Origin of the sequence: Vulcanococcus sp. DEBay_Sum29NL08_54 (assembly GCF_017859255.1) — a bacterium.
Taxonomy (GTDB): domain Bacteria; phylum Cyanobacteriota; class Cyanobacteriia; order PCC-6307; family Cyanobiaceae; genus Vulcanococcus.
In genome coordinates, this window is record NZ_JAFMNJ010000025.1 from 1 (window position 1) to 26,601 (window position 26,601).

Here is a 26,601-nt window from a genome sequence, read left to right on the forward strand (position 1 = left end):
ACGCAGAAGCGCCTTGGCGCTGCTGGAGGGTGGTCGTCATGAGTACGGGAAAGAAAGGCTCAACGGCAAGCCGTCAGAGCGGGGATGCAAAACGGCCCATGCGGGCTGTTGCACCTGAACTTATGGGGACTGATCCGTTGAAGGGAACCCTTTTGGTGATCGTTCCTAACGATCACAGCAATAAAGAGACCTGATCAGCGTTGGCAGCACTGGGCTCTAGCGCTCGCTGGGAACCGAATCACCCCCATTTGGGGCTATGGGTACGGCCAGGCGCAGCAGGAGAGTCATCCAAGCCCCCAGGGAGGGGGCACCGAAGAGCAGACGGCCCCCGTTGACTGACGGGGGCTTTTTTTCGCTTCTTTTAGGAAGAAGAAGCCATCAACCCTCAGCCGCCAAATAGAGCCAACGGCCGCCAAGCTCACCACCCTCGCGGCCAAAGCGGGAGCACTCCCGCAGGACGTGCGTCTGCCCCGCCTGGCGGTACTGGGCGTCGAAGCTCACCCGGCCGCTGAGGTCAGCCTCGCCTCCGGCCTCGCGTGCGCTGATGCGCAGTTGGGTCCAGCGCACGCCGCGGTTGCTGGCCTTGAGGGCTTGGCGCCGCTCGGCCAAGGGCTCAGGGGAGGGGTGGGTCTCGATCAAGTAGTCGATCAGGTTGCGGCTGAAGGCGCTGTAGCGCGAGCGCATCAACTGCTCAGCCGTGGCCGGCAGGGACTGGCCCAGGTGGAACGGCTCACAACAGTCGGCGTAGACCCCGCCGCCGCAGGGGCAGGGGTCCTTGCGCACGCCAAAGCCCGCCATCAGACCAGCCGCCGCAGCGGACGCTGCAGCGCCTCGGGACTGATGCCCTCCCGCAGGGCCAGCACCAGCCCAGCGGCCTCGCTGTAGCTCTTAGCCCGGAGCACCTCGATCCCCAAGGCCTCGGCCGTCACTGAGAGAACGCAGGGGTTCTCCACGGCGATCACCGGAATGCCCCGCTCAGCGCAGGCCAAGACTGCCGCGCCCCCCAGGGCCCCGGCCGGGGCCACCACAGCACCGATCTGCTCAGCGCGAATCGATTCTGCGGGGGCCTGGTCCGCTGGCCAGAGGGCTGGGGCGCGGCTCAGGCCCACCAGCACGCAGGGCAGGAAGGTGTACCCCAGCTCCTCGCCCGCCGCCCGGGGGTCCAACTGGGGATCGATCTCCAGGGGGCTCAGCGCCGGCGCATGGGCACAGGGCAGATTCAGCTGACGGCTCAGCCAGTGGCTGATCACCGCCTCAGCTCCAGCCAGGGCATCGACGCCGCCCCCCTGGCGGTAGGCCGTCAGGGCCTCGCTATCGGGGTCATCCGGAAAGCGGGCGATCACGGCGATGGCCGTGGCACCGGCATCGCGCAGGCGCTCCCCGGCCTCCAGCAAGACGTCGGGGCGCGCCAGCTGGCCCCAGCTGGCACCGCTCTCCCCCTGGCTCAGGCTGACGCCGATCGGAGCCGTAGTGGTTTCCACCGGACCCAGGCTCAGCCCGAGGCTGGCCCGGCAACCGTCGGCCACCTGCAGATGCCGCAGCCGGAGCTCCTCCTCGATGCCGGCATCCAGCAGCAGGCCAATGCGCTGAGAGCGAACCGGCTGGAGTGCCAGTTCTGCAGCCGCGAAACGATCGAGGCTTGATCCCTCGACGTAGTGAATGCGGGGGTCACTCCAATAGAGCGAGGCCCCATTCATCACATTCGGATGGGTGATCAGGCAGCCACTGGCGGCCGCCAACAGCCGCGCCGCGGGCACCGCATCACCCGCGTAGCCACCCACCTCACAGCCGATGCCCGTGGGCACCACCATCACGGTGGGCAAGGGATCGCCAGGGCGGGTCATACGAGCAGGGCGGGCTGGTGCACCATCGCTTCCAGGGTTAGCTGGCGCCGGCCATCGGACCGGCAGACCGCCTGGGTGATCGCCCAGCGCAACGGCACCCCGTGCTGACGCAGTTCAGCCTCGATCTGCGGCAGCAGCGGACCGGGCTGGGCCACCAGGGTGAGCGCCAGGGATCGAAAGCCAGAGAGCCCTGGACTCACTTTTGGTATTGACCGAACTGCGCTTCATAGAGCGCGTCTTCTTGGCCGGCCAGCACCTTGAGGTCGCTGCGGGGATAGGCCACACAGAGCAGCGCAAACCCCTGATCCCGCAGCTCAGCCTTGACGCCCATGGCGTCGGGCTGATGCACGGATCCCTCTTTCACCACGGCAGCGCAGGTGGTGCAGACACCGGAGCAGCAGGAGCTGGGGACAGCCACACCGGCGGCTTCCGCAGCAGCGAGAACGGTCTGATCGGCAGCGCAGCTGAAGCTGTGGCTGGTGCCGTCGAGTTCACAGACAACGGTGTAGGTCTCGCCCATGGAGGGAGCAGCTCAGTCCAGAAGCTCCCCATTGTCCAGGATCACGGCCCGGGCAGGGCGCCCCACTGCTGCGGGTGCGGCGCCAGGTATTCCGGTGGGGCCAGCCCAGGCTGCTCGCAGAGCGGTGCACTCAAGGCCAGATCAAAGGCCAGGGACACCCGCAGATCGCCCTCGTCCTCATTGGCCGTCACGGCATGGTCAATCTGAGCGGGGAAGAGCACCAGCAACCCAGCCCGGGGAGCCAGATCGAAGTGGGGGGCATTCCAGTGCAGGGCCCCCTCGAGGGGACCGCCATGGCCCACGGATAACCCTGGCACCAGCTCATTGCTCTGCCGGGCGGGGTAGAGCCGAAGGCAACCACTGCGGCCGGACCCATCGCCATTGAGGTAGACGATGGCGCTCAGATGGGCATTGGGATGGTGATGACGGCCCACCGCCTGGCCCGGTTCACTCACCACCGGCCAGGACCGCTGAATGTGCAGGGCCACCTGGTCGCAGTGGAAGCCCAGTTGCTCCAGGTACGCCCAGGCATGCCGGCGCACCTGATCGCTAATGGCCGCAAAAGCCGGAAGCTGGTGAACCCGCCAGACACCGTTGATGTCGCCGGTCCAGGCGCAACCGGGATGGGGGTTGCCGCTGTCCTCGCCCCGCAGAGCCAGGACATCCTGGAGCAGTAACACCGCATCCATCGGATCCAGGGCCAGATCTGCGGTGCCCAGGGCCAAAGGGAAGAGCGGTTGCAGGGAAAGCGTCATGGCGCGCCGGCGCTTCCCTCATCCTGGAACAAGGCACAAAAAAAGCCCTCCACTTGGGAGGGCTTTGAGCGTCTGAGCAACGTGCTCAGGCCATGGCAGAAGCACCGCCGACCACTTCCAGGATCTCCTGGGTAATGGCGGCCTGGCGGGCCTTGTTGTAGTCCAGGGTCAGGGACTTCGCGAGCGCCTTGGCGTTGTCGCTGGCGTTGTTCATGGCGGTCATCCGGCTGGCGAGCTCGGAAGCGGCCGCCTCCTGCAGGGAACGCAGCAGCTGGTTCTGCAGATACAGAGGCAGCAGTGCATTCAGCAGCTGATCGGGGCTCTGCTCGAACACCAGATCAGAAGGCAGAGAAGGCTGGTCGTTGTTGACCGTGCCCGTTTCAACGCCCAGCTGACCGTCGCGGGTGGTGAGACGGAAAATCTCGTCGTCCGCGCTGGCGATGCCCTGGGGATCCAGGGGCAGCAGGGTCTGGGAAACAGGCTTCGAGCTCACCAGGTTGATGAACTTGGTGAAGATGATCTCGACACGATCGGTGGTGCCGGAGAGGAACTCGGCGAGCACCTCGTCGGCGATCTTGCCGGCCTCAGCAGCGCTGGGGACCTGCTCGAGCCCCATGAAGGTGGCGCGAATCGTGTACTGGCTGGCGCGGTTCTGGAAGTAGGTGGCGACCTTGCGGCCGATCAACACCAGATCCACGTCATAGCCCTGAGACTTCAGCTCAGCGTGACGCTGTTCCGTGCGCTTGATGATGTTGGCGTTGTAGCCACCGCACAGACCCCGGTCGCCGGTCACGGCGAGCAGGGTGATGGTGCGGACGTCGCGGTTCTCGAGCAGCGGCGCGTCAGCGGTCTCGAACTGCATCCGGGTCTGGAGATTCTCCAGAACGCGGGCAAGACGATCAGCAAACGGACGGCTGCGCAGAACCTGTTCCTGTGCCCGGCGGACCTTGGCGGCTGCCACGAGGCGCATGGCCTCGGTGATCTTCCGGGTGTTTTTAACGGAACTGATCCTGTCGCGGATCTCCTTCAGGTTGGCCATGGATTGGACTCTCCGGGGTAACCGTCAGGGATCAGGCCGCAGCCAGCATCGAAGACTTCACTTCGTTGATGGCAGCCTTGAGCATGGCCTCAGCGTCTTCGCTGAGCTGCTTCTCGGTCTGGATCTTGTTGATGAACTCGGGCTTGTTGGTCTTCAGGTACTCGCGGAGCTCGCGGCAGAACTGAACGACGGACTCGACGGGAACTTCGTCGATCAGGCCCTTGACGCCGGCGTAAACCACGGCGACCTGCTCAGCCAGGATCAGGGGGCTGAACTGGGGCTGCTTGAGGATCTCGCGGAGACGCTTACCGCGGGCCAGCTGCTGCTGAGTCGCAGCATCCAGGTCGGAGGCGAACTGGGAGAAGGCGGCCAGTTCATCGAACTGAGCCAGCTCAAGCTTGAGGGTACCGGCGATCTTCTTGATGGCCTTGGTCTGGGCAGCACCACCCACACGGCTCACGGAGATACCCACGTTGATGGCGGGGCGGAGACCGGAGTTGAAGAGGTCGGAGCTCAGGAAGACCTGACCGTCGGTGATGGAGATCACGTTGGTCGGGATGTACGCCGAGACGTCACCAGCCTGGGTTTCGATGATCGGCAGGGCGGTCATGGAGCCCTTGCCCATGGCGTCGCTCAGCTTGGCGGCGCGCTCGAGCAGGCGGCTGTGGCAATAGAACACGTCGCCGGGGTAGGCCTCACGACCGGGGGGACGACGGAGCAGCAGGGACATCTGACGGTAGGCCTGAGCCTGCTTGGTCAGGTCGTCATAGATGACCAGGGTGGCCTTGCCCTTGTACATGAAGGACTCAGCGATGGCTGCGCCGGTGTAGGGAGCCAGGTACTGCAGAGCAGCGGACTCGGAGGCGTTCGCAGCCACGATCACGGTGTAATCGAGGGCGCCCTTCTCGCGGAGCACCTCAACAACGTTGGCCACAGAGGCAGCCTTCTGGCCGACAGCGACGTAGACGCAGACGACGTCTTCGCCCTTCTGGTTGATGATCGTGTCGATCGCGATGGCGGTCTTGCCGGTCTGGCGGTCGCCAATGATCAGCTCGCGCTGGCCACGACCGATGGGGATCATCGCGTCGATGGCGGTGATGCCGGTCTGCATGGGCTCATGCACCGACTTGCGCTGGATGATGCCAGGCGCCATCGATTCGATCAGGCGGGTCTCGCTGGTGGGGATATCACCCTTGCCATCGATGGCCTGACCCAGGGGGTTCACCACACGGCCGAGCATGGCGTCGCCGACGGGCACCGAGGCGATCTTGCCGGTGGCCTTGACGGTGCTGCCCTCTTGGATGCCGCGACCCTCACCCATCAACACCGCGCCGACGTTGTCGTCTTCGAGGTTGAGAGCAATGCCTTCGGTGCCGTCTTCGAACTGGATCAGCTCACCGGCCATGACCTGCTCGAGGCCATAGACGCGGGCGATGCCGTCGCCGACCTGCAGCACGGTGCCGACGTTGCTGACGGAAACCGACTTGTCGTAATCAGCGATCTGTTGCTTGAGGATCGCGCTGATCTCGTCGGGGCGGATGGAAACCATGGGAGGCGTTGGGGTTGAGGACGAGGGGTGAGAAAGGGGTTCGGGTGCGGAGCTAGCTCACCTTGGCCAGCGCCAGTCCGAGGCGACGCACCTGACCCGCGAGGCTGGCGTCAATCACCTTGGAGCCGACCTTGACGACGAAACCGCCGATCAAAGTGGGGTCGACACTCAGATTGATCTCCAGCTTGTCGGTACCGGCCACGGCCTGAACCTTCTTGCTGAGCTCAGCCTGTTGCTCCTCAGTGAGAGCAGAGGCAGAGGTGACAGAGGCGAGAGCGATATTGCGCTGCTCGCGGTAGAGCTCGAGGGTGCGATCCAGCACCGCGTCGAGCATGCCGATGCGCTGGCGATCAGCCAGGAGCTTCAGCAGATTGAGGAAAGAGGGCTTGAGTTGCTCAGCGAACAGCTTCTCAAGGGCCGCCTTTTTGGCGTCAACCTCGATCACAGGAGAGCCCATGGCTTCCCGGAAATCAGCCGACTCATTCCAGAGGCCGAGAACGGCCTTGGCCTGATCCACCACCTCGTCGGTTTCCTTGCGGCTGTCAGCAACCTGCAGGAACGCTTCGGCGTAGGGGGTCGTAATGGTGTTGAGCAGCGGCATCAGGCGTTCCCCAACGTTTTGATGGACTGATCCACCAACTGCGCCTGGGCTTCAGCATTGAGCTTGCCGGGCAGGGTGGCGAGAGCCTTCTCAATGGCCAAGCGAGCCGCCTCACGGCGGAGCTGGTTGCTGACGCGGGACGCCTCAGCGTCGAGATCAGCGGCAGCACCTTGCTTGAGACGAGCCATCTCATCGATGGTGCGCTTCTCAGAATCAAGGCGGATCGCTTCAGCGCGAGCCTTGCCGTCAACACGAATCTGTTCGGCCTTCTGCTGAGCAGCGGCCAGATCCTGCTGGGCTTGAGAGAGGGCAGCGGTGGCTGAGCTGAGGCGCTCTTCAGCGTCCTTCAGGTCGGCCAGGATGATCGCGCGACGGCGCTCAAGGATGCTGCCCAGGAAGTTGGGCAGAAACTTGTAGAGGCCGAAGAGCACGATCGCCAGGTTGACGATGTTGGTCTCGAACACGTTGAGGTTCAGACCAAAGCCACCGTGGCTGGCGAAGAGGGAAGGAATGGTCATCGGGCGGCCAGCAGACGGTCGACGATCAGGTCACCGAGCTTGTCGGCGTCAGTCTTGAGTTGGCCCAAGGCCGACTCGCGCTGGGCATCGATCTCGCGGCGTGCCTGCTCACGGGAGGCGTTGGCGTCAGCGGTTGCTGCAGCCAGAGCCTCGCGATAAAGCTTGTCGGAATCAGCTTCCGCTTCTTGGATCAGCTTCGAGGCGGACAGACGTGCGTCCTTGAGCTGTTCCTTGAGGTCAGCTTCCAAGCGTTCGGCTTGGGCCAGCTTCTGCTTGGCCTCCGCACGGCTGGTGGTCACGTAACCCTCCCGCTCTTCCACGACCCGTCCAACGGGGCTGAAGAACAGGGAATTGAGGATGAAGGTGAGGAGAACCACCTGAACTGCCATGAGAGGCAGGGTGGCGTCGAGGTCAAAGAGACCTCCCTCCGTTGCACCTAGCAAAAGCCAGCTGGTCATGAGGCAGGGGTGCGGGCGGTTGAAGCGGGCCGCAAAACGGCGGCGGAAGCGAAAGGCTGAGGCAAAGGTTGAGGGGATGGGCGGTTCAGCGAACTGAAGGCCGCCCTTCCCTCGTCACCTCAAGCGCGATCAGCCAGCGAAGGGGTTGGCGAACAGCAGCACCAGAGCGACCACAAGGCCGTAGATGGTGAGAGCTTCCATGAAGGCCAGGGACAGCAGCAGGGTGCCGCGGATCTTGCCTTCAGCTTCGGGCTGACGAGCAATGCCTTCGACAGCGCCGCCTGCAGCGGTGCCCTGACCGATACCAGGGCCAATGGCGCCGAGGCCGACGGCCAGACCAGCAGCGACAACAGACGCGGCGGAGGTGATGGAATCCATGGTGGAACGAAGGATGTAGGGCGCTGGGAGAGCGCGGATTGGGACCGGGACGTTATCCCTGCGCCTGGGACATCTGGACTGAACCGAGATGGGCCCGGATTGAACCGGACCTGCGCGCAAGGAGTTTGCCAGAGCGGGTGACCCCGATCAGGCAGGGGGACTGATGAGTATCAGTGGTGCTCTTCGTGCACCGCTTCACCGATGTAGTAGGCGGCGAGGGTGGCGAAGATCAGCGCCTGAATGGCACTGGTGAACAGGCCGAGGAACATCGCAGGCAGGGGCACCACGAGAGGCACGAGGAAGGCCAGCACTGCAACGACGAGTTCGTCGGCAAGGATGTTTCCGAACAGACGGAAGGAGAGCGAGAGGGGCTTGGTGAAGTCCTCAACGATCTTGAACGGGAGCATGATCGGAGTCGGCTCCACGTAGTACTCGAAGTAGCGGAAGCCCTTCCGGCTCAGGCCTGCATAGAAGTAGGCCAGGGACACCAGCAGCGCCAGGGCAACGGTGGTGTTGATATCAGCGGTCGGAGCACCAAGCTCGCCACTGGGCAGATGAATCAGCTTCCAGGGCACCAGAGCGCCGCCCCAGTTGCTCACAAAGATGAACAGGAAGAGGGTGCCGATGAACGGAAGCCAATCGCGATAGGCCTTCTCGCCGATCTGCTCGCGGGCCATGTCGCGGATGTAGTCCCAGAGGAACTCCAGAAGGTTCTGGACACCACGGGGATCGCGCTCCATCTTGCGCGTGCCCACCACGACAAAGGCGAGCAAGGCTCCGATCACAACCCAGGAGCTCAGAAACACCTGGCCGTGAATCTTGAGATTCCCCAGCTGCCAATAGAGGTGTTGACCCACCTCCAGTTCGGCAAAGGGAAGAACGAGTGGCAAGGAACCCATCGGGTCGACGTTCGGGGTCGCAAATGCGACGTTGAAAAGGTTTTTGGCGCTCAGCGATCTGTGAGTGCCTGAAGAATCACCGCGGGCTTGTAGAGCAGGAAACCAAGCAGAGCTGGTAACAACTCGAGCTGGGGCAGGCGAGCTGCAGCCAGAACAAGAACCACAGGGACGAGAAGCTGGAACTTGCCCACCTTCTTGGAACCGTTGCCGAGCTTCGCAACACTTCGGGCGAGAAGCCTGAGGTAGAGAGCGCCGGCGAGGCCACCGACCAGCAAGCTGCTGGCGATGTGAAGGTCGTAGATCAGGGCCGTGGCCGGGACCGCAATGGCGGACACCAGCAAGGTGGCGAGGATCAGGCGACGTTGAAGCCTCTCAAAGTCAGCCAGGTCAGGACTATCAGCGGGAACCGATTCGGTTTCAGCGACAGCAGAGGACCCAGAGGACTCTGTTTCCAGAGGGGGAGAAGGAACCGTCTCTTGGCTCGCCGTGTCATCCAGTGCGTCCAGCCCCTCGAGGTGAGAGTCCGGATCTGACTGGGGTGATGAAGCAGCCAACAAAGGCGCCTTTGCTCTGAAAAGGCGCGCGGAATCTATCACGCGCTGACGCCTGGCCCTGAGCGAAGCAGAAGAACGCGCTGTAGCTGCAGTTCCCTTGCGACAGAGGCGATCTGAGCCGTTGACCAGTCCAATGGGAGCTGACCCAGCGGAGTATCTGCGGGTGATTGCTCGAGCGCTTGCAACAGGCTGAAGCCCTCGGCACTCAGGTCCAGAGGTGCCATGTCGGAATCCAACAGGGCGCGACCTGGCCAGCCCCAGAGGCATGGGTTTCGGCAGCCCAGGGCCGCCAGTAGATCACTGTCCTCATCCCAGCGCTGCTTCTGAACTGGACCCTTGCTCAAGAAAAACTCGAAGTGGCTGATGTCGGGATCCAGGTCCTCCACCAAGCGCCACTGCGCTTCGGGCGGAAGAGCCTGAGCCCGCTCCAGCAATTCACCCTTGAGCAGCCGCGCGGGGTCCCAGACCTCCGGATTGGAAAAGCCGGCAAAGTCCAGATCTGCCGACGCCACAAAGGCCATCAGGCGCTCGAGGTTGTAACTGGTCTCCTGCGGGTGGAGATACATGTCCGCGAAGTTCGCGTCGGCGGCGCAGTCGATCGCCCAGCGCTGCTCGTGATGGCGCCTCAACCTGTTGTGCTCAGGAAGCTCCGTGAAGAGCTGACGCCCCAACCGCAGACCATCGGCGCCGGTCCCCACGCCCATCGCCGTCAGCGCCCGCTGGGTGCGATGAATCTCCCAGCGGCCACCGTCGGCATAGAGGAAGAGGTGCAGCAAGGCACCGGGCTTCAGCAAGGCAGCCAGGGCCTTCAGCCCGGCCTCCGGTTGCCGGAGATGGTGCAAGACCCCAACGGAATTGATGTAGTCGAACGGCCCCTCTCCCGCCAGCTCAAGCAGGCTCCTGTTTTCGATCCGGACCTGGGCTCGGTCCAGGGCACCGGAGCGCCGGCAGCGCTCTCGCGCCACCTCCAAGGTCCCCGGCGAAATATCGACCGCGAGGATCTCTGCCCCCGGGTTGAGATGGGCGAGGTAGTCCGTGCTGACCCCCGTCCCGCAGCCCGCATCCAGAATCCTGAGGGGCTCAGCGCTCGAACGGGCCGCAGGCAAGGCACCGGTGCTGGCCGAGTAGGCAGCGTCAACGCACCAGCGCCAGTTGTATCCGGGCGGTGGGCCGTCTTGGAGGGGATCCCCGGGATAGGGGAAGCGGTCGTAAAAGTCGCTCACCACCGGGGTGGCGGCATCAGCAGGGGCCTGAGTCATGGGCTGGAAGCGGGTCAGAAGGTGGATCCGCTGAGGCCGAGCATTTCATGTCCCGGCCTTGCCGCTCGAGCAAACCCACAACGGGCTGCAAACATTTGTTCATGGCCTGCCAGGAGGCCAGAGGGCCAGCCGTAACGTGCCCAGGCCAGGTTCGCTTTCGTCCATGACTGTGACCGCCAGCAGCGGCAGCAGCAGGGTTGCTCCTCAGCGCTACGACACCCTGCCGCTCTCCAGCGTCCGTCAGGCGGAGCAGCAGGACCGCTTCCCGGATGGGGGCGAGCTCAGCAACCTCACGAACTTCTTCCAGAGCGGCCAGCTCCGGGTTGAGGCGGCCCGTCGCGTCTCGGCCAATGCCGAAGCCATCGTCGCTCGGGCGGCCAACCGGATCTTTGCGGGCGGCACCCCGCTCTCCTATCTCGATGCGCCTCTGAACCCAGTGGCGGCGGGGTCCCAGACCCCACTCGCGGCCGACCAAGCCGCGTTCCAGCGCTCCGTGCAGACCTTCGCTGGCGCCAGCGGCAGCACCGAGCGCGGCAATGCCTTTACTCGTCTCCTGGAGGGAGCGGGCGGTGACGCGGATGTCCGCGTGGTTCTGCCCACGGGCTTCAACCCGATCTCGGTGGCCATCTATGGCACCGAGCGGATGAAAAAGTCCATCCGCGACCTGGCCTGGTTCCTGCGCTACGTCGGTTACGCCGTCGTGGCTGGCGATCCGAGCATCCTGCGGGTCAACACCCGTGGTCTCCGCGATGTCCTGGAGAAGGGTTGCTCCCTGGCCGCCACCAACGTGGCCCTGCAGGAAATGCGTGCCGGTGCCGCTGAACTGCTGAAGGACCTGCCCGAAGCCCGTCAACTCCTGATCGAGAGCTTCAACGTCCTGCTCGAAGAGCTGGCCGTGCCAACCCCCTCGGCCCGCCAGCGCCTGGGCAGCCCCGAAAACCAGGGCCTGCAGCTGCCTGCGATCTACGCCCTGGCGGCCCAGGGCAAGGCCCAGCGCTTCATCATGAGGCCCGCCATGAGTGGCGGCCAGAAAGCAGAAGTGGTGCGGGCGGCCTACCGCCAGATCTTCGAGCGGGACATCGCCAAGGCCTACAGCCAGGTGCCCTGCCCCGTGGAAGCCACCCAGGTGCGCCAGGGCGACATCTCCATGCGGGAGTTCATCCGCTCCCTCGGCCACAGCAAGGAATACCAACAGCAGTTCTACGGCCGCTTCTCCAATAGCCGTGCCGTTGAGCTGGCCTTCCGCCACTTCCTGGGCCGGGGCATCAGCTCCCGCGAGGAATTCACCCGCTACTTCGACATCGTCAGCGCCCAGGGCCTCAAGGGCCTCGTGGATTCGCTGATCAACACCATGGAGTACGCCCAGGTGTTCGGCGAGGAGACCGTTCCCTACCTGCGGGACATCGGCGAGGAAGCACAGGAAAGCGCCGGCTGGGGATCCAACCGCAAGCTGTTCCGCTTCAGCGCTCCCTTTGAAGGCGCTCCCCAATACGTCACCCTCTACGCCAGCTACCGCCAGCCCTACGCCGATCAGCACCCCTATGGCGGCGGCAACGATCCTCTGGGCCTGAACTACGGCGCGATCTTCCCCTCGGGTACCGCCAATGTCTCGACCCGTCCGGCACCGCTGAGCTACGACACCCGCCGCATCCTGGTGGGCAATGGCATGCGTCAGCCGGGCCAGATGAACAGCCCGCAGTTCCGGGCATCGACCCCCCGCAAGGCAGGGCCGAAGCTGGTGAGGCTTCAGCAGATCGCCACCGGCGGCAACTCCGTTCCCCGTCGCGGCGGTCAACCCAGCATCCGCAACACCGAATCCAGCACGCAGGCTGTGATTCGCGCCGTCTATGTCCAGGTCCTGGGCAACACCGGCTACGCCGGCGAGCACAACACCGTCGAGGAAATCAAGCTCGAGAACGGTGACCTGAGCCTGCGTGAATTCATTCGCCAGGTGGCACGAAGCGAGGCCTTCCGCCGTCGCTATTGGAGTGGCCTCTACATCTGTAAGGCCATCGAGGTCATGCACCGCCGCCTGCTGGGCCGCCCCACCTTTGGCCGCTGGGAGATCGACAGCTACTTCGACGTGGCTGCCCGCAAGGGCTTCTACGGCGTGGTGGACGCCATGCTCAACAGCAGCGAGTACAGCGAGACCTTCGGCGAAGACACCGTTCCCTATGAGCGGTTCATTACCCCGAACGACCTCAACACCCGTCGCGTGCCCTCGCTGAAGCGCGCCTTCAACGCAGCGGCTTACGCCGACATCACCCCACGGATTCGCCCTGAGGTCACGCCCCCAAGCGATTTCCGCGACAGCAGTTCGCTGACCCCCCGCAACCTCAAGGGCCGCACCAGCGTCGTGCGTGGCGGCTGGAGCGCCACCCTGACCGGTGGAGAGCAGCTGGCTCCAGCACCGTCCAAGCGCTCCGGCCCCGATTCCGTCCAGACCAAGCCCTCGCCCGAGCGCAAGTGGAGCGCTCCCCGCTGGCAACCCGGTGGCGGCGCAGCTCCCACCTGGAGTGCAGCAGGGATCACCAGCTTTGCCCCGGCCCCCTCTGCAGCCGCGGCGGTCCCCGCCCGCAGCAGCTTCGGCAGTGGCTGGAATGCCGCTGTGTCGACTGGCGGAGCTGGCGCTAACGCCGAGCAGCCCCGGGCTGCCATGGCCAAGGCCCTGAAGCCTGGAACCCTGCAAGGTTTCGGAAAGCGCAAGAGCCTCGGCACCGCCGTGAAGCTCTCCATGGATCCCAGCAGCGCTGAAGTCACGCAGGTGATCGAGGCGGTCTATCGCCAGCTGCTCGGTCGCCAGCCCCTGGCTTCAGAACAACTGGGGGATGCCGAATCCCAGCTCCGTCAAGGTCGCCTGTGCGTCGCCGAGTTTGTCGCTCGGGTTGCTGGCTGTGACCTGTTCGTCAGCCGACTGAACCGGATGGCACCGTTCAAGGCCGCCGCCGCCGCCCATATCGCCCTGTTGGGTCGGGCAGCGCAGGCCGATGAAACGAGCGCCTTCCTCAACACCCGTTGTGTTGAGGGCATGCGCACCGCCATCGACGGCGTTCTGAACAATCCGGCCTACGCCGAGAACTTCGGTCGCGACACCGTTCCTTACCTCAGGGGCATGGGCACCAGCAACGGGATCCCCCTGAGCACGGTCAACCGCACAGCCGCCCTCTACGGCGGCAATGCCGCACTCAATCCAGTGGGGCGCTGAGAAGTCCAGCCTCAGATCCAGACCCTGTCCACCTCGCCGGCTCTAACGAGCCGGCTTTTTAATGGGCATTCTTAACAATGAAGCGAAAAAGATTGAGACAAAGATAAATATTCAGTGGAGCCATGAAGCAAATCTGGCTGTTAGCAACCGCCGCAGCCTGAACGTAGTCTTCGATCAAGAGAAACCCAGTGCCGGCAAGGGTTTCAAGCAAAAATAATCGCCGTGAAGAACTGTTACCGGGACTCAGGACGGCGCGGGGCGTTGCCACAGAATGATTCGGCGCACAGCTCAGCTGTCGCTCCTTCAGCTCGCGTCGACGCAGGTCACTGCATCGCTCAAGGCTGGAGACTCCCCCTTACCCACCGGATATCGGTCACCGTTCAGGCGACCGCTTGTTTCGAGGCAGAACTGCATGAGCATCGTCTCCAACTCGATCATCAACGCGGACGCCGAAGCCCGCTACCTCAGCCCTGGCGAACTCGACCAGATCAAGGCTTTCGTGAGCGGCGGTCAGCGCCGTCTTCGCGTCGCCCAGGTCCTGAGCGAGAGCCGTGAGCGCATCGTCAAGACCGCTGGCGGCGCCCTCTTCCAGAAGCGTCCCGACGTCATCTCCCCCGGCGGCAACGCCTACGGCGAAGAGATGACCGCCTCCTGCCTGCGGGACATGGACTACTACCTGCGCCTGGTGACCTACGGGATCATCGCCGGCGATGTCACCCCGATCGAAGAGATCGGCATCATCGGCGCCAAGGAGATGTATCGCTCCCTCGGCACTCCCCTCGAAGCCATGGCTGAAGCCGTGCGCGAGATGAAGAACGCCGCCATGGGCCTGCTCACCGGTGCTGATGCCGAAGAGGCTGGCTTCTACTTCGACTACGTCGTCGGCGCCCTCTCCTGAGGTTGCTCTCTCTCTGATCCCCGCCTCTTCGAACAGGTTCCATGCAAGACGCAATCACCAACGTCATCAACCAGGCCGACGTTCAGGGTCTGTACCTGGACAGCTCCTCCATGGGGCGCCTGGAGCAGTACTTCGCCAGCGGTGAGCTGCGCGTTCGTGCCGCTGCAACCATCAGCGCCAACGCTTCCGCGATCATCAAGGAAGCTGTGGCCAAGTCGCTGCTGTACTCGGACATCACCCGTCCCGGCGGCAACATGTACACCTGCCGTCGCTATGCAGCCTGCATCCGCGACCTCGACTACTACCTGCGCTACGCCACCTACGCCATGCTGGCCGGTGACACCTCGATCCTCGACGAGCGCGTTCTGAACGGCCTCAAGGAGACCTACAACTCCCTGGGTGTGCCCATCGGCGCCACCGTTCAGTCCATCCAGGCCATGAAGGAAGTGACCGCTTCCCTGGTGGGTCCTGACGCAGGCCGTGAAATGGGCGTGTACTTCGACTACATCAGCTCCGGCCTGGGTAACTGATCCCTGCCTTCGGCAAACCTGCGGATCAATCCATGCGCCTCTTCAAAATCACAGCTTGCATTCCCTGCCCGGAGAAGACCCGTTCCCAGCGCGAGCTGCAGAACACCTTCTTCACCAAGTGGGTGCCCTATGAAAGCTGGTTCGCTGAACAGCAGCGGATCATGAAGCAAGGGGGCAAAATCCTGAAAGTTGAACTCGTTGCTGGTCGCCGTCAGGTGAACCTGGGCAACTGATTCCTTCAGGCCGAAACCTTCTTCAAAAGCCCGGCACTGCCGGGCTTTTTTGTTGGCAAGCGCCAGAGAAATACGGGATAGTCAGTGTCTGATTTCCGCACCCCCTTGCCCGCTAAGCGACCGTGGCTCCCCGTGCCGTTTGAGCACTGGCCCGCAGAGGCACGCTTGCTCCTCGGGATGATCGCGATCTGGTGCCTCCTGGGCCTGGCTGTCCTGGGATCCGCCAGTTGGTGGGTCGCCGCCCGGGAGATGGGGGATGCCAGCTACTACCTCAAGCGCCAGGCCATCTGGATGCTGGTGAGCTGGGGCCTGCTCTATGCCGGCATCAGCATCAACCTCAGGCGCTGGCTGCGCATGGCCGGTCCAGCCCTACTGGCCGGAAGCGTTCTCGTCGCCCTCACCCTGGTGATCGGCAGCACGGTGAATGGCGCCAGCCGTTGGCTGGTGATCGGCCCGATTCAGATCCAGCCGACCGAACTGATCAAGCCCTTTCTCGTCCTCCAGGGAGCTGCCCTGTTCTCCCATTGGAGACGCATTTCCATCGATCAAAAGGTGCTCTGGCTCGGGGTCTTTGTGGTGACCCTCGGACTGATCCTCAAACAGCCAAACCTGAGTACCGCATCCCTCTGCGGAATCCTGCTCTGGCTGATGGCACTCGGGTCGGGTCTGCCGCTTTGGGCCATGCTCGGCACCGCCGGCGCTGGCCTGGCGGTGGCGGTTGGAAGCATCTCGATCAACGAATACCAGCGCATTCGCGTCACCTCCTTCCTCAACCCTTGGAAAGATGCCCAGGGGGATGGCTATCAGCTGGTTCAGAGCCTCTTGGCCATCGGCTCCGGTGGTCTCTGGGGTGAGGGCTATGGCCTGTCCACACAGAAGCTGCAGTACCTCCCGATCCAGACCACCGACTTCATCTTCGCGGTCTTCGCTGAGGAGTTCGGCTACGTCGGATCCCTGCTGCTGCTGGTCTTCCTGCTGCTCTTTGGCTTTGTCGGCCTGCGCATTGCCCTGAGCTGCAGAAGCAACCAACAGCGGCTGGTGGCCATCGGCTGCACCACCCTGCTGGTGGGCCAGTCGATCTTGAACATCGCCGTGGCCAGTGGTGCCATGCCCACCACGGGATTACCGCTGCCGATGATCAGCTACGGCGGCAACTCCCTCCTCTCCAGCCTGCTCACCGCAGGCCTCCTGCTGCGCTGCTCCCTGGAGGGGGCCGGCCTGGAGCCCGGCAAGCCCCACCGCAACCGCCGGATCCAAGCCAAGCGGCAGAGCATGCCGATAGGCTGACCCCTCGCGCTGCGTACCGTTTGATGCTGGCTCAGGCCCTAGCGGATTGGGCCCGCAGTGGTGAGCAGCTGCTGAGCAGTTCCCTGGCCCATCCCGGGCCCCTGACCGTGGGGCTGGTGTTTGCTGGCGGTTTGATCACCAGCCTGGGCCCCTGCTCCCTCTCGCTGCTGCCTGTGACGCTGGCTTACCTGGCGGGATTTGACCGCGGTGGCCAGCGGCCCTGGGCCCGCAGCCTCAGTTTTTGCAGCGGCATCGTCGGCTCCCTGGTTCTCCTGGGCCTGGGTAGCGGCGCCCTAGGCCGCATCTATGGCCAGGTCCCTGGTGTTGTGCCGACCCTGGTGGCCCTCCTGGCGGTGGTGATGGGTCTGAACCTGCTGGGCCTGGTGCCCCTGCAGCTGCCGGCGGGGCCCGATCCGGAGCAGTGGCGGCAGCGGGTGCCACCCGCCCTGGCCCCACTGGCCGCAGGCCTGGCCTTTGGCCTGGCGGCCTCCCCCTGCACCACCCCTGTGCTGGCGGTCCTGCTGGCCTGGATCGCCCAGTCCGGGACCCCCCTGACCGGCGCCCTGCTGCTGACCGCCTTCGCCGCTGGGCAGGTGATGCCTCTGCTGCTGGCGGGCACCGCTGCGGCCTGGGCCCCCCGACTCCTGGCCCTGCGCTCCCTCGGGCAATGGGTACCGCCCATCAGCGGGGCCGTGCTGCTGCTGACCGGCTGCCTGACCCTGCTGGCCCGCTGGACCTAACCCCAGCTTTCCTTCCACCCCACCGATGAAGCGACTGATCGCCTGGATCTCTGACCTGCGGGTGGCCATTGGCCTGTTGATCCTGATCGCCGCGGCCAGCGGACTGGGGACCTTTGTGCCGCAGAAGGAAGCCGCCGCGCTGTACCACCGTGTCTATGACCCAGAACCCTGGCTGGGACTGCTCAATGGTGACGCGATCCTCTCGCTGCAGCTGGATCATGTGTATTCGAGCAGCTGGTTCCTCGCCCTGCTGGCCTGGCTCGGGCTCGCCCTGATCCTCTGCAGCTGGCGTCGCCAGTGGCCGGCCCTACAGGCCGCCCTGCGCTGGATCGACTACCAAACCCCCCGTCAGCTCAGCAAGCTCACCCTGGCGGAGACCATCGCCGTTCCCGACCCCAAGGCCAGCCTGACGCGGCTTGAGACCTTGCTTCAGAGCCGTGGCTGGGAACTCCAACCCCAGGGGGATCGCCTGGCGGCCCGCAAAGGCGTATTGGGACGGGTCGGCCCACTGCTTGTTCACGCCGGTCTGGTGGTCCTGATGGTGGGGGCCGCCTGGGGATCCCTCGGCGGCCAACGTCTGGAGCGGTTTCTCGCCCCTGGCAACGAGCTGGAGCTGCTGAACAGCCGCGGTGAAACCCAGGTCAGCGTCAGCTTGGAGCGCTTCGGCGTCGAGCGGGACCCGGCGGGACGCCCGGAACAATTCCGCTCCCAGTTGACCTTGACCCCAAGCCAAGGCCAGGAGGTCTCCCAGGCGGAGATCAGCGTCAACCATCCGCTGCGTTACCGCGGCATGACCCTGTATCAGGCGGACTGGGCCCTCTCCGCCATCAAGGTGCAACTCGGGAAGAGCCCAATCCTGGAGCTGCCGCTTCAAAGCTTTCCCCAGCTCGGAGAACAGGTCTGGGGGATCGTCCTACCCACCCGGCCCGATGGCAGCAACCCGGTGCTTCTGGCTCTCTCCAGTGAGGAAGGTCCGGTGACGGCCTACTCCGCCGACGCTGAAATCCTGGCCACCCTGATCCCCGGGGGGGACGCCGCTGAGGTCGAGGGAATTCCGCTGCGGGTGGCCGGTGTGGTCCCAGCCAGCGGCATCCTGCTCAAACGGGACCCCGGGGTGCCCCTGGTCTACGGCGGATTTGCCATCGCCCTGGCCGGCGGTGCCCTCAGCCTGATCGCGACCCGTCAGATCTGGGCGATCGCCGAGGCCGGTGGCCAGAAGCTCCACGTTGCCGGTCTCTGCAACCGCAACCTGACGGCCCTGGCCAATGAATTGCCGCTGCTGATCGCGGAGGTTCAGCAGGGCTGACGGGTGCCGTGGCAGGCCCGAATCACCGTGTGGACATTGCCCCGCGGATTGAAATCGGCCTCCAGTTGCATCCAGACCGGAGCGCAGGCCGCGACGAAGTCATCGAGGATGCGGTTGGTCACCTCCTCATGGGAGATCGACTGATCGCGGTAGCTGTTGACGTAGAGCTTGATCGCCTTGAGCTCCATCACCCGGGGACCGGGTTGATAGATCAGGCGCAGGGTGGCGAAATCGGGGTAACCCGAAAACGGGCACTTGCAGGTGAATTCCGGCAGGGTGATCGACACCTCGTAGGGGCGCTCAGGCCGGGGGTTGTCGAAACAGATCAGCTCCGCCTCGGCAATGGCGCGCTCTCCGTAGAGGGGGGTACGGGTTGTTGCGGTCGCAGTCATCCAAGCGCTCGTCCTGACTTCGGATGCTACGCATCGCAGCCCGTCAACCAAGTGCGGTATCAACGGTCACATCACCCGCCGAAAGACTGCGCCCTAATGGCTTCAGAAGGTCCGCAAAGACCTTTCCTCGCCGGATTTTCCTGAGAGAATTCCCCCATCTCCAGCCCTGAGCCATGAAAAAAATCGAGGCCATCATTCGCCCCTTCAAGCTCGAAGACGTGAAGCTGGCCCTGGTCAACGCCGGCATCGTCGGCATGACCGTCAGCGAGGTTCGCGGCTTTGGTCGCCAGAAGGGCCAAGTCGAGCGCTACCGCGGTTCTGAGTTCACCGTGGAGTTCCTGCAGAAGCTCAAGCTGGAAATCGTGGTGGATGACGCCCGCGTCGACACCGTGGTGAATGCCATCCAAGACGCCGCCCGCACCGGCGAGATCGGCGACGGCAAGATCTTCATCAGCCCCGTGGAGTCTGTGGTCCGGATCCGCACCGGCGACAAGGACAACAGCGCGATCTGAGCTAGCTGGCCAAGGTCAGCTCCACCAACCTCCGAATGTGTTCCTCTGTGGGGGGCACTTCGGAGGTTTTCTCTTGCTCGCTCCAGTCCCCTGAACGCAACCAGAGCAGATATTCGTGGTTGCCCGCGGGCCCGGTAATCGGAGACGCCACCACCCCACAAGCGCGCCAGCCCTCGCGCTCCGCCGCAGCGATCACCCCCGCAATGGCGTCGGCATGGGCCAGGGGGTCTCGCACCACTCCCCCCTTCCCGACCCGCTCTTTCCCGACCTCAAACTGAGGTTTGACCAACAGCACCGCCTCGCGGCGCTCGCCCTTGAGCAGGCGGCCCAAGGCCGGCAGCACCAAGCCCAAGCGAATAAACGAGACGTCCGCCACGGCCAGATCAGGCCAGGGGTCTTCGCTGCCATAGAGATCCTCCGGCTGCAGGTGGCGCAGGTTGGTGCGCTCCTTCAGCACCAGGCGCTCGTCGGTGCGCAGGCTCCAGGCTGTTTGGCCGTAGCCCACATCCACGCCATAGACCCGGGATGCCCCGTGCTGCAGCAGGCAATCGGTGAAGCCACCGGTGGAGATCCCACCATCCAGGCAGACGCGCTGATCCAGGCCTAAGGGGAAGGCCTCAACGGCCGCCATCAGCTTCTCGCCACCCCGGGAGACAAACCGTTGGGGCTGCTCCACCTGCAGCTCCAGCTCCGGCAGCACCTCAAGTCCAGGCTTATCCAGGATGCGATCACCGCTGCGGACCTTGCCTGCACGGATCAACTGCTGCGCCTGCTGACGGGAGGTGACCAGACCCAGCTCCACCAGCTGCAGATCCAAGCGTCGCTTTCGACCCATCGGGCAGCGGCCCAGCACCTCTGCATCGTGCCGTACGCCCGTTTAATCACAAAGCTCGAAGCGAAACCGAATAAAAACCGGTGCTGAATGGGTTTCCCTGGGAACACTCCTGAGGATGTTCCAAACCAAGGGGTACCACTGTGGCCCGCACTCCCAAACCCCACAGCGCGAAGGTGGTTGAACTGCTGCAACCCGGCAGCTTCGTGAAGCTGCGCAATCAGCCATCGGACCTGCCCCCCTTCCAAGTGCTGCGCTGCCGTGGAGGGCGCTGCTGGGTTCAACAACAGGCTTGGGGCCCACTGGTGCAGTGGGAGGTGGAGCACCACAAGCTCACCAGCGTCGCCTAGGGCCCCGAAAGGCCATTCCATACATTGGTCTTGATGTGAGCCAGGCGCGGCCTTGATCGAGCGTTACACCCTGCCCGAGATGGGCGCTATCTGGAGCGAGCAGGCCAAGTTCCAGAGCTGGCTGGACGTGGAGATTGCAGCCACCGAGGCCAACTGCGAACTGGGACGCGTCCCGGCTGAGGCCGTCGCGACGATCAAAGAGAAAGCCAGCTTCAGCGTCGAGCGGATCCTCGAGATCGAAGCCGAGGTCCGTCACGACGTCATCGCCTTTCTGACCAACGTCAACGAGCACGTGGGTGACGCCGGTCGCCACATCCACGTGGGCATGACCAGCTCCGATGTCCTCGACACCGGTGTGGCCCTGCAGATGAAGGCCTCCGTCAAGCTGCTGCGCCAGGAGCTGGACTTGCTCGCGGACGCCCTGCGGGCCCTCGCGCGCGAGCACAAGGCCACGGTGATGATCGGCCGCTCCCACGCCATCCACGGTGAACCCATCACCTTCGGCTTCAAGGTGGCTGGCTGGCTCGCCGAAGTGGTGCGCAACCAGCAGCGCCTGGAGCACCTGGAAACCGCCGTCAGCGTCGGCCAGATCTCCGGTGCCATGGGCACCTACGCCAACACCGACCCCCGGGTCGAGGAGATCGCCTGCGCCAAGCTCGGCCTGGTGCCCGACACCGCCAGCACCCAGGTGATCTCCCGCGATCGCCACGCGGAGTACATCCAGACCCTGGCCCTGGTGGGTGCCGCCCTCGAGCGCTTCTCCACCGAGATCCGCAACCTGCAGCGCACCGACGTCCTGGAGGTCGAGGAGAACTTCGCCAAGGGACAGAAGGGCAGCTCCGCCATGCCCCACAAGCGCAACCCCATCCGCAGCGAACGGATCAGTGGCCTGGCCCGGGTGCTGCGCAGCTACGTCGTGGCAGCGCTGGAGAACTGCGCCCTCTGGCACGAGCGGGACATCAGCCACAGCTCCGTGGAGCGCATGATGCTGCCCGACTGCTCGGTCACCCTCCACTTCATGCTGCGGGAGATGACCTCCGTGGTGAAGGGTCTCGGGGTCTACCCCGGCAACATGGCCCGCAACATGAACGTCTACGGCGGCGTGGTCTTCAGCCAGCGGGTGCTGCTGGCCCTGGTGGAAGCCGGCATCAGCCGTGAAGACGCCTACCGGATCGTGCAGCGCAACGCCCACACCGCCTGGAACACCGAGGGCGGCAACTTCCGGGCCAACCTGGAGGCCGATGGCGAGGTGACCTCACGCCTCACCGCCGAGCAGCTGGCGGAGTGCTTCTCCACCGATCTGCACCAGGCCAACCTGGACGTGATCTGGAAGCGCCTCGCGATCTGATTCAGGGCTTGTGATACGGCCCGCCCTGCTGAATGGTCATCGCCCGGTAGAGCTGCTCCAGCAGCAATAACCGGGCCAGTTCATGGGGGAAGGTCATCGGCGAGAGGCTCAGGCGCCAGCTGGCGCGGGCCTTCAAGGCCGGGTCAATGCCCTCAGCGCCGCCGATCACAAAGGCCAAGCGCTCTGACCCCGAGCCCTCGAGACGCTGGGCCAGAGCCACCGAGTCCAAGGTCTGGCCTTCCTCGGTGAGGATCACCAAGCGCTCGTCGGGCTTCAGGGCCGCCAGGATCGCTTCGGCCTCCTTGGCCATGCCGGCATCGCGGAGCTCCAGGACCTGCAATCCCGGCAGGCGCTTGAGGAAGGTGGAGGCTCCCTCGAGCACCCAGCTCTTGCGCAACTTGCCCACCGCCAGGATGCGGATGCGGGACGGATTCATCACGCGCTCACGCTACCCATGCCCCTTGCCCTCTTCTGGACGCCCTACGCCGACTGGCTGTACACCGTGGGCAGTACGGCCGGATTGCTGCTGATCGTCTGGCTGGTGCTTAGGCCGCGGGATTAAGCGCCGAAGGATCGGCCTGGCGGGCGGTGGCGGGATTGGAGTCCTCCCCAGAAGCCTGGCCGCCATCGATCGGCTCCCGCACGGGGAAGCGGTTGATCGCCTTGAGGGCCGCCCGAGCGTTGGTGCGCAACTGCTCGCTGATGGCTTCGCAGTAGGGGATCTGCGCCAGAAGATCGACGGTGCGGCGCATGATCCGCACCACATCGCCCTCATCCAACGAGGTGTTCGCGATCAGGTCGCTCCAGCTGACGCCCTTGGCCCAGGCATGGACCAAGCCCATCAGCTCCCCTTCAAACCAGACCGGCATCACGACCTTGCCGGCCTCCTGTTGCCGCTGCAGTTCGCGGCGAATGCCGCGCAGGTCATGCATCGCCTCATCGGCCGCTGGCGGCGGTGGATAGCCACTCCAGAGATCCGGGCGATTCACCTCCGTTGAGATCGCCTCCAGCACGGCGGCGAGGTCCGCGGGATCCAGCTCATCGAGGTGACCGCTCATCAGCGCCAATCCCAGCCAGAGCTCGTTGTCCCCCCGCAGGGCGGCCACGGTGCGGCCCACTTCGCTCGGATCCAGGCCCTCGTCCCCCTCGAGGCAGCCGAAGAAGCGCAGGATCTCGATCAATGCCAGGAAGGTTTCCCAGTGGCGATTGGCGCGGAAGTGCAGCACGCGCTGGCGCTCGGCAATCTCCGCCTCCAACTCCTCCATGCGGAAGCGCTGCTTGCGCAGCTTCTTGCGGTCGCCGGCGCCGTGGGCCGGATGCAATTCCAGGGCCAGCTCCAGCTCACGCACCAGATGGGCCTGGGCCTGAACCTCACCGGCCAGGTCGTACTGGGGCGTGACCATGTCGTGGCGCCGGGCCATGTGTCCGACGGCCAAGGCCAGGCCACCGCTGGCCTGATCGCCATGGCGCAGCTCGCCGGGGCGGTGCAGCTCGGGAACGGCCACATCCTTGACCTGAAGGCAGGTGAGCTCGGCATGGAGGCTGACCACTGCACTGCAGGGCACCAGCACCCAAACGTTCTCGTCGGTGAGGCAGCACAGCAGCGGGAACTGACCTGAGCCCTGTTGCTTCTCAACGATCACCGCCGGTGTGACCCGGCCCCGCAGAACCGGAGCCTTCAGGCTCACCAGCGTTCCCTCGCTGGCAAAACGCAGGGCCAAGGTGAGTTCATGGGCCAGGGTTTCCTCGGCCTGCTGCTGCAGGATCCGCAGCAGTCGGCGCTCTTCCCGCAGGCGGCCGCGCTGCTTCTCATAGTCCTCAAAGTCCTCCCAATCGACCTCCTGAACGGTGCCGCTCAGGTCACCCAACTGCTCGCGCAGCTCACTGATGCGGGCCTCGTCCTCCGTGAGATCGAGGGTCGCCAGGTAGCGACCGAAGCTGCGCTCCACCAACTCCTTGGCCTTGGAGAGCTCATAGCGCTGCAGCAGGTTCAGGACCATGCCGTAGCTCGGGGTGAACTGACTCACCAGCGGGTCAGCCGGGCTGGTGGCCAGCTGCCCCGCCTCCCGGACACCCTCAAAGCGGCTCTGCACGGTGACGACGTAGCCCTGGGAATCCAGTCCACGGCGACCCGCCCGGCCGGCCATCTGCAGGAACTCGCTGCCCATCAGGGGGCGGTGGCCCCGCTCCGTGCGCTTGGAGAGGGCTGAAATCACGGTGCTGCGGGCGGGCATGTTGATGCCGGCCGCCAGGGTCTCGGTGGCAAACACCACCTTCACCAGCCCCTGCTGGAAGAGCTCCTCAATCAGTTCCTTCCAAGCCGGCAACACCCCGGCGTGGTGGGCCGCGATCCCCCGCAGCAGGGCATCGTCATGGCCGCCATCGCGTACGGCTTCGGGGGTGGCCGCCATGAAGACATCCAGGCGCGCCTGAATGCGGGCCTGCTCCTGGGGGCTGACCAGGCAGACCTTGCCCAGGTCACGAACGGCCTTGTCGCAGCCGCGTCTGCTGAAGATGAAATAGATGGCCGGCAGCATCTCCCGCTCCGCCATCTGGGCCACGACGAAGCCCAGCGGTGGCGCCTCCGGCTGCGGCGGCCGCGGGGTTTTGGGCCCGCGGCGGTTACGCCCCCCCTTGGGGGCACGCCAGACCTTGCAGTTGGGGTGGAGGCCCGTGCCCTCGTCGTTGAGCAGGGGATGCAGGCCCTTGGCACTGCAAAAACTGAACTGCAGCGGCACCGGCCGGAAGTCGCTCATCACCAAGCGGGTCGGCCCATGGACCTGCTCAATCCAGTCGGTGAGCTGCCCGGCGTTGGCCACCGTCGCCGAGAGAGCCACCAGCTGCACCACCGGGGGGCAGTGAATGATCGACTCCTCCCAGACCGTGCCGCGCTGGGAGTCATTCATGTAGTGGCACTCATCGAGCACCACGGCCTCCACGTCGGCCAAGGGGTCATCCCCCTGCTCGGCCTCGGCGTAGAGCATGTTCCGGAAGATCTCCGTGGTCATGACCACGATCGAGGCCTCCCGGTTCACGGTGAGGTCGCCAGTCATCAGGCCGACGCGCTCGGCCCCGAACTGCTCGCGGAAATCCCTCAGTTTTTGGTTCGAGAGGGCCTTGAGCGGCGTTGTGTAGAAGACCTTCTGACCGTGGGCCAGGGCGCGATGGATCGCGTACTCACCGATCAAGGTCTTGCCCGATCCGGTGGGGGCGCTGACCACCACCGAATGGCCCTGATTCAGGGCTTCAATCGCCTCCAGCTGAAAGTCATCGAGGCTGAAGGGGAAGAGTTGCTCCAGGGGCGGCACGTCCGTGGACTGGGCCGGGGTGCCGGGGACCGAAGCGCTACTGGGCATTAGTAGATCCTATGGGCTCCAGCCAAACGGGCAAACTGAGGGCATTCACCCGAGGGCGCAGCTGGGGCGATGGAGGCAGCCGATCCATTGGCACCCCTGGCCGCCGATCTGGCCGCCCTGGCTCCGGAACGCCGCCGCCGTCTGCGCAGCCTGCAGCCGGCGGGCCAGGCCGCCTTTGTCGCAGAGGGATCTCCCCTGCTGGATCTCGCCAGCAACGACTACCTGGGGCTGAGCCGCGATCCGGCCCTCCAGCGGGCAGCGACTGAAGCCATCCAGAGCGAAGGGGTAGGGGCTGGGGCCTCTCGGCTGATCAGCGGAACACGCCCCCTGCACGAGACCCTCGAGCGGGCCCTGGGCGCCTGGCTGGGGCGCGAGCGGGTCCTGCTCTACCCCAGCGGATTTCAGGCGAACATTGCTGCGGTTCAGGCCCTGGCGGACCGGCACACCTGGGTGCTGGCCGATCGGTTGATTCACCACTCGCTGCTGGTGGGGATCCAAGCGACGGGGGCCAAGCTGCGGCGCTTTCAGCACAACGACCTCAGTGACCTGGAGGCGCAGCTGCAACGCGCCCGCCGCGATGCCCCCCAACGCCGGCTGCTGGTGCTCAGTGAAAGCCTGTTTTCGATGGAGGGCAGCTCCCCCGATGTCGCCGCCTTAGCCGAGCTCTGCCGCGGCCATGGCGCGGCCCTGCTGCTGGATGAGGCCCACGCCCTTGGGGTGCTGGGGGAGGGGGGCCGAGGCCTGGGCTACGGCATCCAGGACATCAGCCTGATCAGCGGCACCTTCGGCAAGGCCTTTGGCAGTGGCGGAGCCTTTCTGGCGGGGAATGCCACGGTGGGGGACTGGTTGCTGCAGCACTCCGGGCCGTTCCGCTACAGCACGGCCCTGGCGCCACCGCTCGTGGCGGCGGCCGCCGCCGGTCTTACTGCGATTCAGGAGCGGGAACCCGAGCGCCTGGCCCTGCTGCAGCGGGCCCAGCGCTGGCGTGACGCCCTCGAGGCAGCGGGCTGGCCGAGGCCCTGCGGGAGCGGGCCGATCCTGCCGCTGCTGGTGGGGGACGATCACCGCGCCTTGGCACTGCAGCAGCAACTGGAGCAGGCAGGACTGCTGAGCGTGGCGATCCGCCCCCCGACCGTCCCTGTGGGAACGGCACGGCTGCGGCTCGTGCTTCGGCACGATTGCCCCGCCGGGACTTTGGACCGGTTGATTGAGGCTCTGGGGGAACCCTGAGCGCGATC

General features: G+C 65.0%; 30 protein-coding genes. 12 read left to right on the forward strand and 18 right to left on the reverse strand.

Going from position 1 to position 26,601, the window contains the following annotated elements; genetic code table 11:
* A partial coding sequence (locus tag QZ186_RS08580) for a hypothetical protein (RefSeq protein WP_296416461.1) occupies nt 1-194 on the forward strand: 194 nt, incomplete at its 5' end.
* Between the two features lie 184 nt (nt 195-378).
* Here QZ186_RS08580 and QZ186_RS08585 read toward each other — a convergent pair.
* The 14 genes from QZ186_RS08585 to QZ186_RS08650 form a co-directional block, all read right to left on the reverse strand.
* A complete protein-coding gene (locus tag QZ186_RS08585) occupies nt 379-798 on the reverse strand; it encodes a YchJ family metal-binding protein (protein WP_296416462.1) in 420 nt (139 codons plus the stop codon).
* The gene (locus tag QZ186_RS08590) at nt 798-1,844 is read right to left on the reverse strand and encodes a DUF3326 domain-containing protein (protein WP_296416463.1); all 1,047 of its coding nucleotides are present in this window, start codon (nt 1,842-1,844) and stop codon (nt 798-800) included. The genes QZ186_RS08585 and QZ186_RS08590 overlap by 1 nt, the downstream gene beginning before the upstream one ends.
* Complete coding sequence (locus QZ186_RS08595; protein WP_296416464.1) at nt 1,841-2,044, reverse strand: hypothetical protein; 204 nt, start codon at nt 2,042-2,044, stop codon at nt 1,841-1,843. The genes QZ186_RS08590 and QZ186_RS08595 overlap by 4 nt, the downstream gene beginning before the upstream one ends.
* On the reverse strand, nt 2,041-2,364 hold the full coding sequence (locus tag QZ186_RS08600) for a 2Fe-2S iron-sulfur cluster-binding protein (protein ID WP_247477091.1): 324 nt from the start codon (nt 2,362-2,364) through the stop codon (nt 2,041-2,043). Before QZ186_RS08600 ends, QZ186_RS08595 begins: the two co-directional genes overlap by 4 nt.
* Before the next feature lie 41 nt (nt 2,365-2,405).
* Nucleotides 2,406-3,119: a putative 2OG-Fe(II) oxygenase gene (locus tag QZ186_RS08605; RefSeq protein ID WP_296416466.1), complete on the reverse strand. Its 714-nt coding sequence runs from the start codon at nt 3,117-3,119 to the stop codon at nt 2,406-2,408.
* An 85-nt stretch (nt 3,120-3,204) separates the two neighbouring features.
* A complete protein-coding gene (locus tag QZ186_RS08610) occupies nt 3,205-4,158 on the reverse strand; it encodes a F0F1 ATP synthase subunit gamma (protein WP_010315324.1) in 954 nt (317 codons plus the stop codon).
* Nucleotides 4,159-4,189: 31 nt separating this feature from the next.
* Complete coding sequence (atpA, locus tag QZ186_RS08615) at nt 4,190-5,707, reverse strand: F0F1 ATP synthase subunit alpha (protein ID WP_010315323.1); 1,518 nt, start codon at nt 5,705-5,707, stop codon at nt 4,190-4,192.
* 52 nt (nt 5,708-5,759) lie between these two features.
* Nucleotides 5,760-6,308, reverse strand: coding sequence for an ATP synthase F1 subunit delta (gene atpH / locus QZ186_RS08620; protein WP_010315322.1), 549 nt, complete (start codon nt 6,306-6,308; stop codon nt 5,760-5,762).
* On the reverse strand, nt 6,308-6,826 hold the full coding sequence (locus QZ186_RS08625) for a F0F1 ATP synthase subunit B (protein WP_247477087.1): 519 nt from the start codon (nt 6,824-6,826) through the stop codon (nt 6,308-6,310). The genes atpH and QZ186_RS08625 overlap by 1 nt, the downstream gene beginning before the upstream one ends.
* Nucleotides 6,823-7,284 (reverse strand): F0F1 ATP synthase subunit B', encoded by a 462-nt coding sequence (locus QZ186_RS08630; protein ID WP_010315320.1) that lies wholly within the window; start codon nt 7,282-7,284, stop codon nt 6,823-6,825. The genes QZ186_RS08625 and QZ186_RS08630 overlap by 4 nt, the downstream gene beginning before the upstream one ends.
* A gap of 129 nt (nt 7,285-7,413) precedes the next feature.
* Nucleotides 7,414-7,662 carry an ATP synthase F0 subunit C gene (gene atpE / locus QZ186_RS08635; protein WP_010315318.1) on the reverse strand — a complete coding sequence of 83 codons (249 nt, stop codon included), beginning with the start codon at nt 7,660-7,662 and terminating at the stop codon, nt 7,414-7,416.
* A 170-nt stretch (nt 7,663-7,832) separates the two neighbouring features.
* A complete protein-coding gene (gene atpB, locus QZ186_RS08640) occupies nt 7,833-8,561 on the reverse strand; it encodes a F0F1 ATP synthase subunit A (RefSeq protein WP_010315316.1) in 729 nt (242 codons plus the stop codon).
* A gap of 50 nt (nt 8,562-8,611) precedes the next feature.
* Complete coding sequence (locus tag QZ186_RS08645) at nt 8,612-8,896, reverse strand: hypothetical protein (protein ID WP_296416474.1); 285 nt, start codon at nt 8,894-8,896, stop codon at nt 8,612-8,614.
* A 257-nt stretch (nt 8,897-9,153) separates the two neighbouring features.
* Nucleotides 9,154-10,374 carry a bifunctional 2-polyprenyl-6-hydroxyphenol methylase/3-demethylubiquinol 3-O-methyltransferase UbiG gene (locus QZ186_RS08650; RefSeq protein WP_296416467.1) on the reverse strand — a complete coding sequence of 407 codons (1,221 nt, stop codon included), beginning with the start codon at nt 10,372-10,374 and terminating at the stop codon, nt 9,154-9,156.
* Between the two features lie 163 nt (nt 10,375-10,537).
* On the opposite strand from QZ186_RS08650, the gene QZ186_RS08655 reads away from it, so the two are divergent.
* From QZ186_RS08655 to QZ186_RS08685, 7 genes are all read left to right on the forward strand, one after another.
* Entirely contained in the window at nt 10,538-13,579 is a 3,042-nt protein-coding gene (locus QZ186_RS08655) for a phycobilisome rod-core linker polypeptide (protein ID WP_296416469.1), read from the forward strand.
* A 412-nt stretch (nt 13,580-13,991) separates the two neighbouring features.
* On the forward strand, nt 13,992-14,477 hold the full coding sequence (locus QZ186_RS08660; RefSeq protein WP_247477079.1) for an allophycocyanin: 486 nt from the start codon (nt 13,992-13,994) through the stop codon (nt 14,475-14,477).
* A gap of 41 nt (nt 14,478-14,518) precedes the next feature.
* Nucleotides 14,519-15,007, forward strand: coding sequence for an allophycocyanin subunit beta (gene apcB / locus QZ186_RS08665; protein WP_247477078.1), 489 nt, complete (start codon nt 14,519-14,521; stop codon nt 15,005-15,007).
* 32 nt (nt 15,008-15,039) lie between these two features.
* Entirely contained in the window at nt 15,040-15,240 is a 201-nt protein-coding gene (locus tag QZ186_RS08670) for a phycobilisome linker polypeptide (RefSeq protein ID WP_247477076.1), read from the forward strand.
* Between the two features lie 105 nt (nt 15,241-15,345).
* Entirely contained in the window at nt 15,346-16,527 is a 1,182-nt protein-coding gene (locus QZ186_RS08675; RefSeq protein WP_247477074.1) for an FtsW/RodA/SpoVE family cell cycle protein, read from the forward strand.
* 23 nt (nt 16,528-16,550) lie between these two features.
* Entirely contained in the window at nt 16,551-17,267 is a 717-nt protein-coding gene (locus QZ186_RS08680; RefSeq protein ID WP_010315299.1) for a cytochrome c biogenesis CcdA family protein, read from the forward strand.
* Nucleotides 17,268-17,292: 25 nt separating this feature from the next.
* Nucleotides 17,293-18,573 (forward strand): cytochrome c biogenesis protein ResB, encoded by a 1,281-nt coding sequence (locus QZ186_RS08685; RefSeq protein WP_010315297.1) that lies wholly within the window; start codon nt 17,293-17,295, stop codon nt 18,571-18,573.
* Here the strand turns inward: QZ186_RS08685 and queF are convergent.
* Nucleotides 18,561-18,965 (reverse strand): preQ(1) synthase, encoded by a 405-nt coding sequence (gene queF, locus QZ186_RS08690; RefSeq protein WP_010315295.1) that lies wholly within the window; start codon nt 18,963-18,965, stop codon nt 18,561-18,563. The genes QZ186_RS08685 and queF overlap by 13 nt on opposite strands.
* Before the next feature lie 173 nt (nt 18,966-19,138).
* Between queF and QZ186_RS08695 the strand changes: the two genes are divergently transcribed.
* On the forward strand, nt 19,139-19,477 hold the full coding sequence (locus QZ186_RS08695) for a P-II family nitrogen regulator (RefSeq protein ID WP_010315293.1): 339 nt from the start codon (nt 19,139-19,141) through the stop codon (nt 19,475-19,477).
* A 1-nt stretch (nt 19,478) separates the two neighbouring features.
* Here the strand turns inward: QZ186_RS08695 and QZ186_RS08700 are convergent, their stop codons facing one another.
* Nucleotides 19,479-20,312, reverse strand: a complete 834-nt coding sequence (locus QZ186_RS08700; protein ID WP_296416471.1) for a TlyA family RNA methyltransferase — start codon at nt 20,310-20,312, stop codon at nt 19,479-19,481.
* A 140-nt stretch (nt 20,313-20,452) separates the two neighbouring features.
* Between QZ186_RS08700 and QZ186_RS08705 the strand changes: the two genes are divergently transcribed.
* Nucleotides 20,453-20,659 (forward strand): hypothetical protein, encoded by a 207-nt coding sequence (locus tag QZ186_RS08705; RefSeq protein WP_010315289.1) that lies wholly within the window; start codon nt 20,453-20,455, stop codon nt 20,657-20,659.
* A gap of 52 nt (nt 20,660-20,711) precedes the next feature.
* On the forward strand, nt 20,712-22,007 hold the full coding sequence (gene purB, locus QZ186_RS08710) for an adenylosuccinate lyase (RefSeq protein ID WP_010315287.1): 1,296 nt from the start codon (nt 20,712-20,714) through the stop codon (nt 22,005-22,007).
* Nucleotide 22,008: 1 nt separating this feature from the next.
* Here purB and QZ186_RS08715 read toward each other — a convergent pair whose 3' ends face one another.
* Both QZ186_RS08715 and QZ186_RS08720 read right to left on the reverse strand, forming a co-directional pair.
* Nucleotides 22,009-22,443, reverse strand: a complete 435-nt coding sequence (locus QZ186_RS08715; protein WP_010315285.1) for a 23S rRNA (pseudouridine(1915)-N(3))-methyltransferase RlmH — start codon at nt 22,441-22,443, stop codon at nt 22,009-22,011.
* Between the two features lie 109 nt (nt 22,444-22,552).
* Nucleotides 22,553-25,363 carry a DEAD/DEAH box helicase gene (locus QZ186_RS08720; RefSeq protein ID WP_247477070.1) on the reverse strand — a complete coding sequence of 937 codons (2,811 nt, stop codon included), beginning with the start codon at nt 25,361-25,363 and terminating at the stop codon, nt 22,553-22,555.
* A gap of 69 nt (nt 25,364-25,432) precedes the next feature.
* Here QZ186_RS08720 and QZ186_RS08725 point away from each other — a divergent pair, with 69 nt between their 5' ends.
* Nucleotides 25,433-26,593 (forward strand): aminotransferase class I/II-fold pyridoxal phosphate-dependent enzyme, encoded by a 1,161-nt coding sequence (locus QZ186_RS08725; RefSeq protein WP_296416473.1) that lies wholly within the window; start codon nt 25,433-25,435, stop codon nt 26,591-26,593.
* The last annotated feature ends 8 nt before the right edge of the window (nt 26,594-26,601 follow it).

Excerpts from the sequence above, each read along its gene's own strand:
- QZ186_RS08585 (WP_296416462.1), bottom strand. The coding sequence starts at position 798 with ATGGCGGGCTTTGGCGTGCGCAAGGACCCCTGCCCCTGCGGCGGCGGG.
- QZ186_RS08590 (WP_296416463.1), bottom strand. The coding sequence starts at position 1,844 with ATGACCCGCCCTGGCGATCCCTTGCCCACCGTGATGGTGGTGCCCACG.
- QZ186_RS08600 (WP_247477091.1), bottom strand. The coding sequence starts at position 2,364 with ATGGGCGAGACCTACACCGTTGTCTGTGAACTCGACGGCACCAGCCAC.
- QZ186_RS08605 (WP_296416466.1), bottom strand. The coding sequence starts at position 3,119 with ATGACGCTTTCCCTGCAACCGCTCTTCCCTTTGGCCCTGGGCACCGCA.
- QZ186_RS08610 (WP_010315324.1), bottom strand. The coding sequence starts at position 4,158 with ATGGCCAACCTGAAGGAGATCCGCGACAGGATCAGTTCCGTTAAAAAC.
- atpA (WP_010315323.1), bottom strand. The coding sequence starts at position 5,707 with ATGGTTTCCATCCGCCCCGACGAGATCAGCGCGATCCTCAAGCAACAG.
- atpH (WP_010315322.1), bottom strand. The coding sequence starts at position 6,308 with ATGCCGCTGCTCAACACCATTACGACCCCCTACGCCGAAGCGTTCCTG.
- QZ186_RS08625 (WP_247477087.1), bottom strand. The coding sequence starts at position 6,826 with ATGACCATTCCTTCCCTCTTCGCCAGCCACGGTGGCTTTGGTCTGAAC.
- QZ186_RS08630 (WP_010315320.1), bottom strand. The coding sequence starts at position 7,284 with ATGACCAGCTGGCTTTTGCTAGGTGCAACGGAGGGAGGTCTCTTTGAC.
- atpE (WP_010315318.1), bottom strand. The coding sequence starts at position 7,662 with ATGGATTCCATCACCTCCGCCGCGTCTGTTGTCGCTGCTGGTCTGGCC.
- atpB (WP_010315316.1), bottom strand. The coding sequence starts at position 8,561 with ATGGGTTCCTTGCCACTCGTTCTTCCCTTTGCCGAACTGGAGGTGGGT.
- QZ186_RS08650 (WP_296416467.1), bottom strand. The coding sequence starts at position 10,374 with ATGACTCAGGCCCCTGCTGATGCCGCCACCCCGGTGGTGAGCGACTTT.
- QZ186_RS08655 (WP_296416469.1), top strand. The coding sequence starts at position 10,538 with ATGACTGTGACCGCCAGCAGCGGCAGCAGCAGGGTTGCTCCTCAGCGC.
- QZ186_RS08660 (WP_247477079.1), top strand. The coding sequence starts at position 13,992 with ATGAGCATCGTCTCCAACTCGATCATCAACGCGGACGCCGAAGCCCGC.
- apcB (WP_247477078.1), top strand. The coding sequence starts at position 14,519 with ATGCAAGACGCAATCACCAACGTCATCAACCAGGCCGACGTTCAGGGT.
- QZ186_RS08670 (WP_247477076.1), top strand. The coding sequence starts at position 15,040 with ATGCGCCTCTTCAAAATCACAGCTTGCATTCCCTGCCCGGAGAAGACC.
- QZ186_RS08680 (WP_010315299.1), top strand. The coding sequence starts at position 16,551 with ATGCTGGCTCAGGCCCTAGCGGATTGGGCCCGCAGTGGTGAGCAGCTG.
- QZ186_RS08685 (WP_010315297.1), top strand. The coding sequence starts at position 17,293 with ATGAAGCGACTGATCGCCTGGATCTCTGACCTGCGGGTGGCCATTGGC.
- queF (WP_010315295.1), bottom strand. The coding sequence starts at position 18,965 with ATGACTGCGACCGCAACAACCCGTACCCCCCTCTACGGAGAGCGCGCC.
- QZ186_RS08695 (WP_010315293.1), top strand. The coding sequence starts at position 19,139 with ATGAAAAAAATCGAGGCCATCATTCGCCCCTTCAAGCTCGAAGACGTG.
- QZ186_RS08700 (WP_296416471.1), bottom strand. The coding sequence starts at position 20,312 with ATGGGTCGAAAGCGACGCTTGGATCTGCAGCTGGTGGAGCTGGGTCTG.
- QZ186_RS08715 (WP_010315285.1), bottom strand. The coding sequence starts at position 22,443 with ATGAATCCGTCCCGCATCCGCATCCTGGCGGTGGGCAAGTTGCGCAAG.
- QZ186_RS08720 (WP_247477070.1), bottom strand. The coding sequence starts at position 25,363 with ATGCCCAGTAGCGCTTCGGTCCCCGGCACCCCGGCCCAGTCCACGGAC.
- QZ186_RS08725 (WP_296416473.1), top strand. The coding sequence starts at position 25,433 with ATGGAGGCAGCCGATCCATTGGCACCCCTGGCCGCCGATCTGGCCGCC.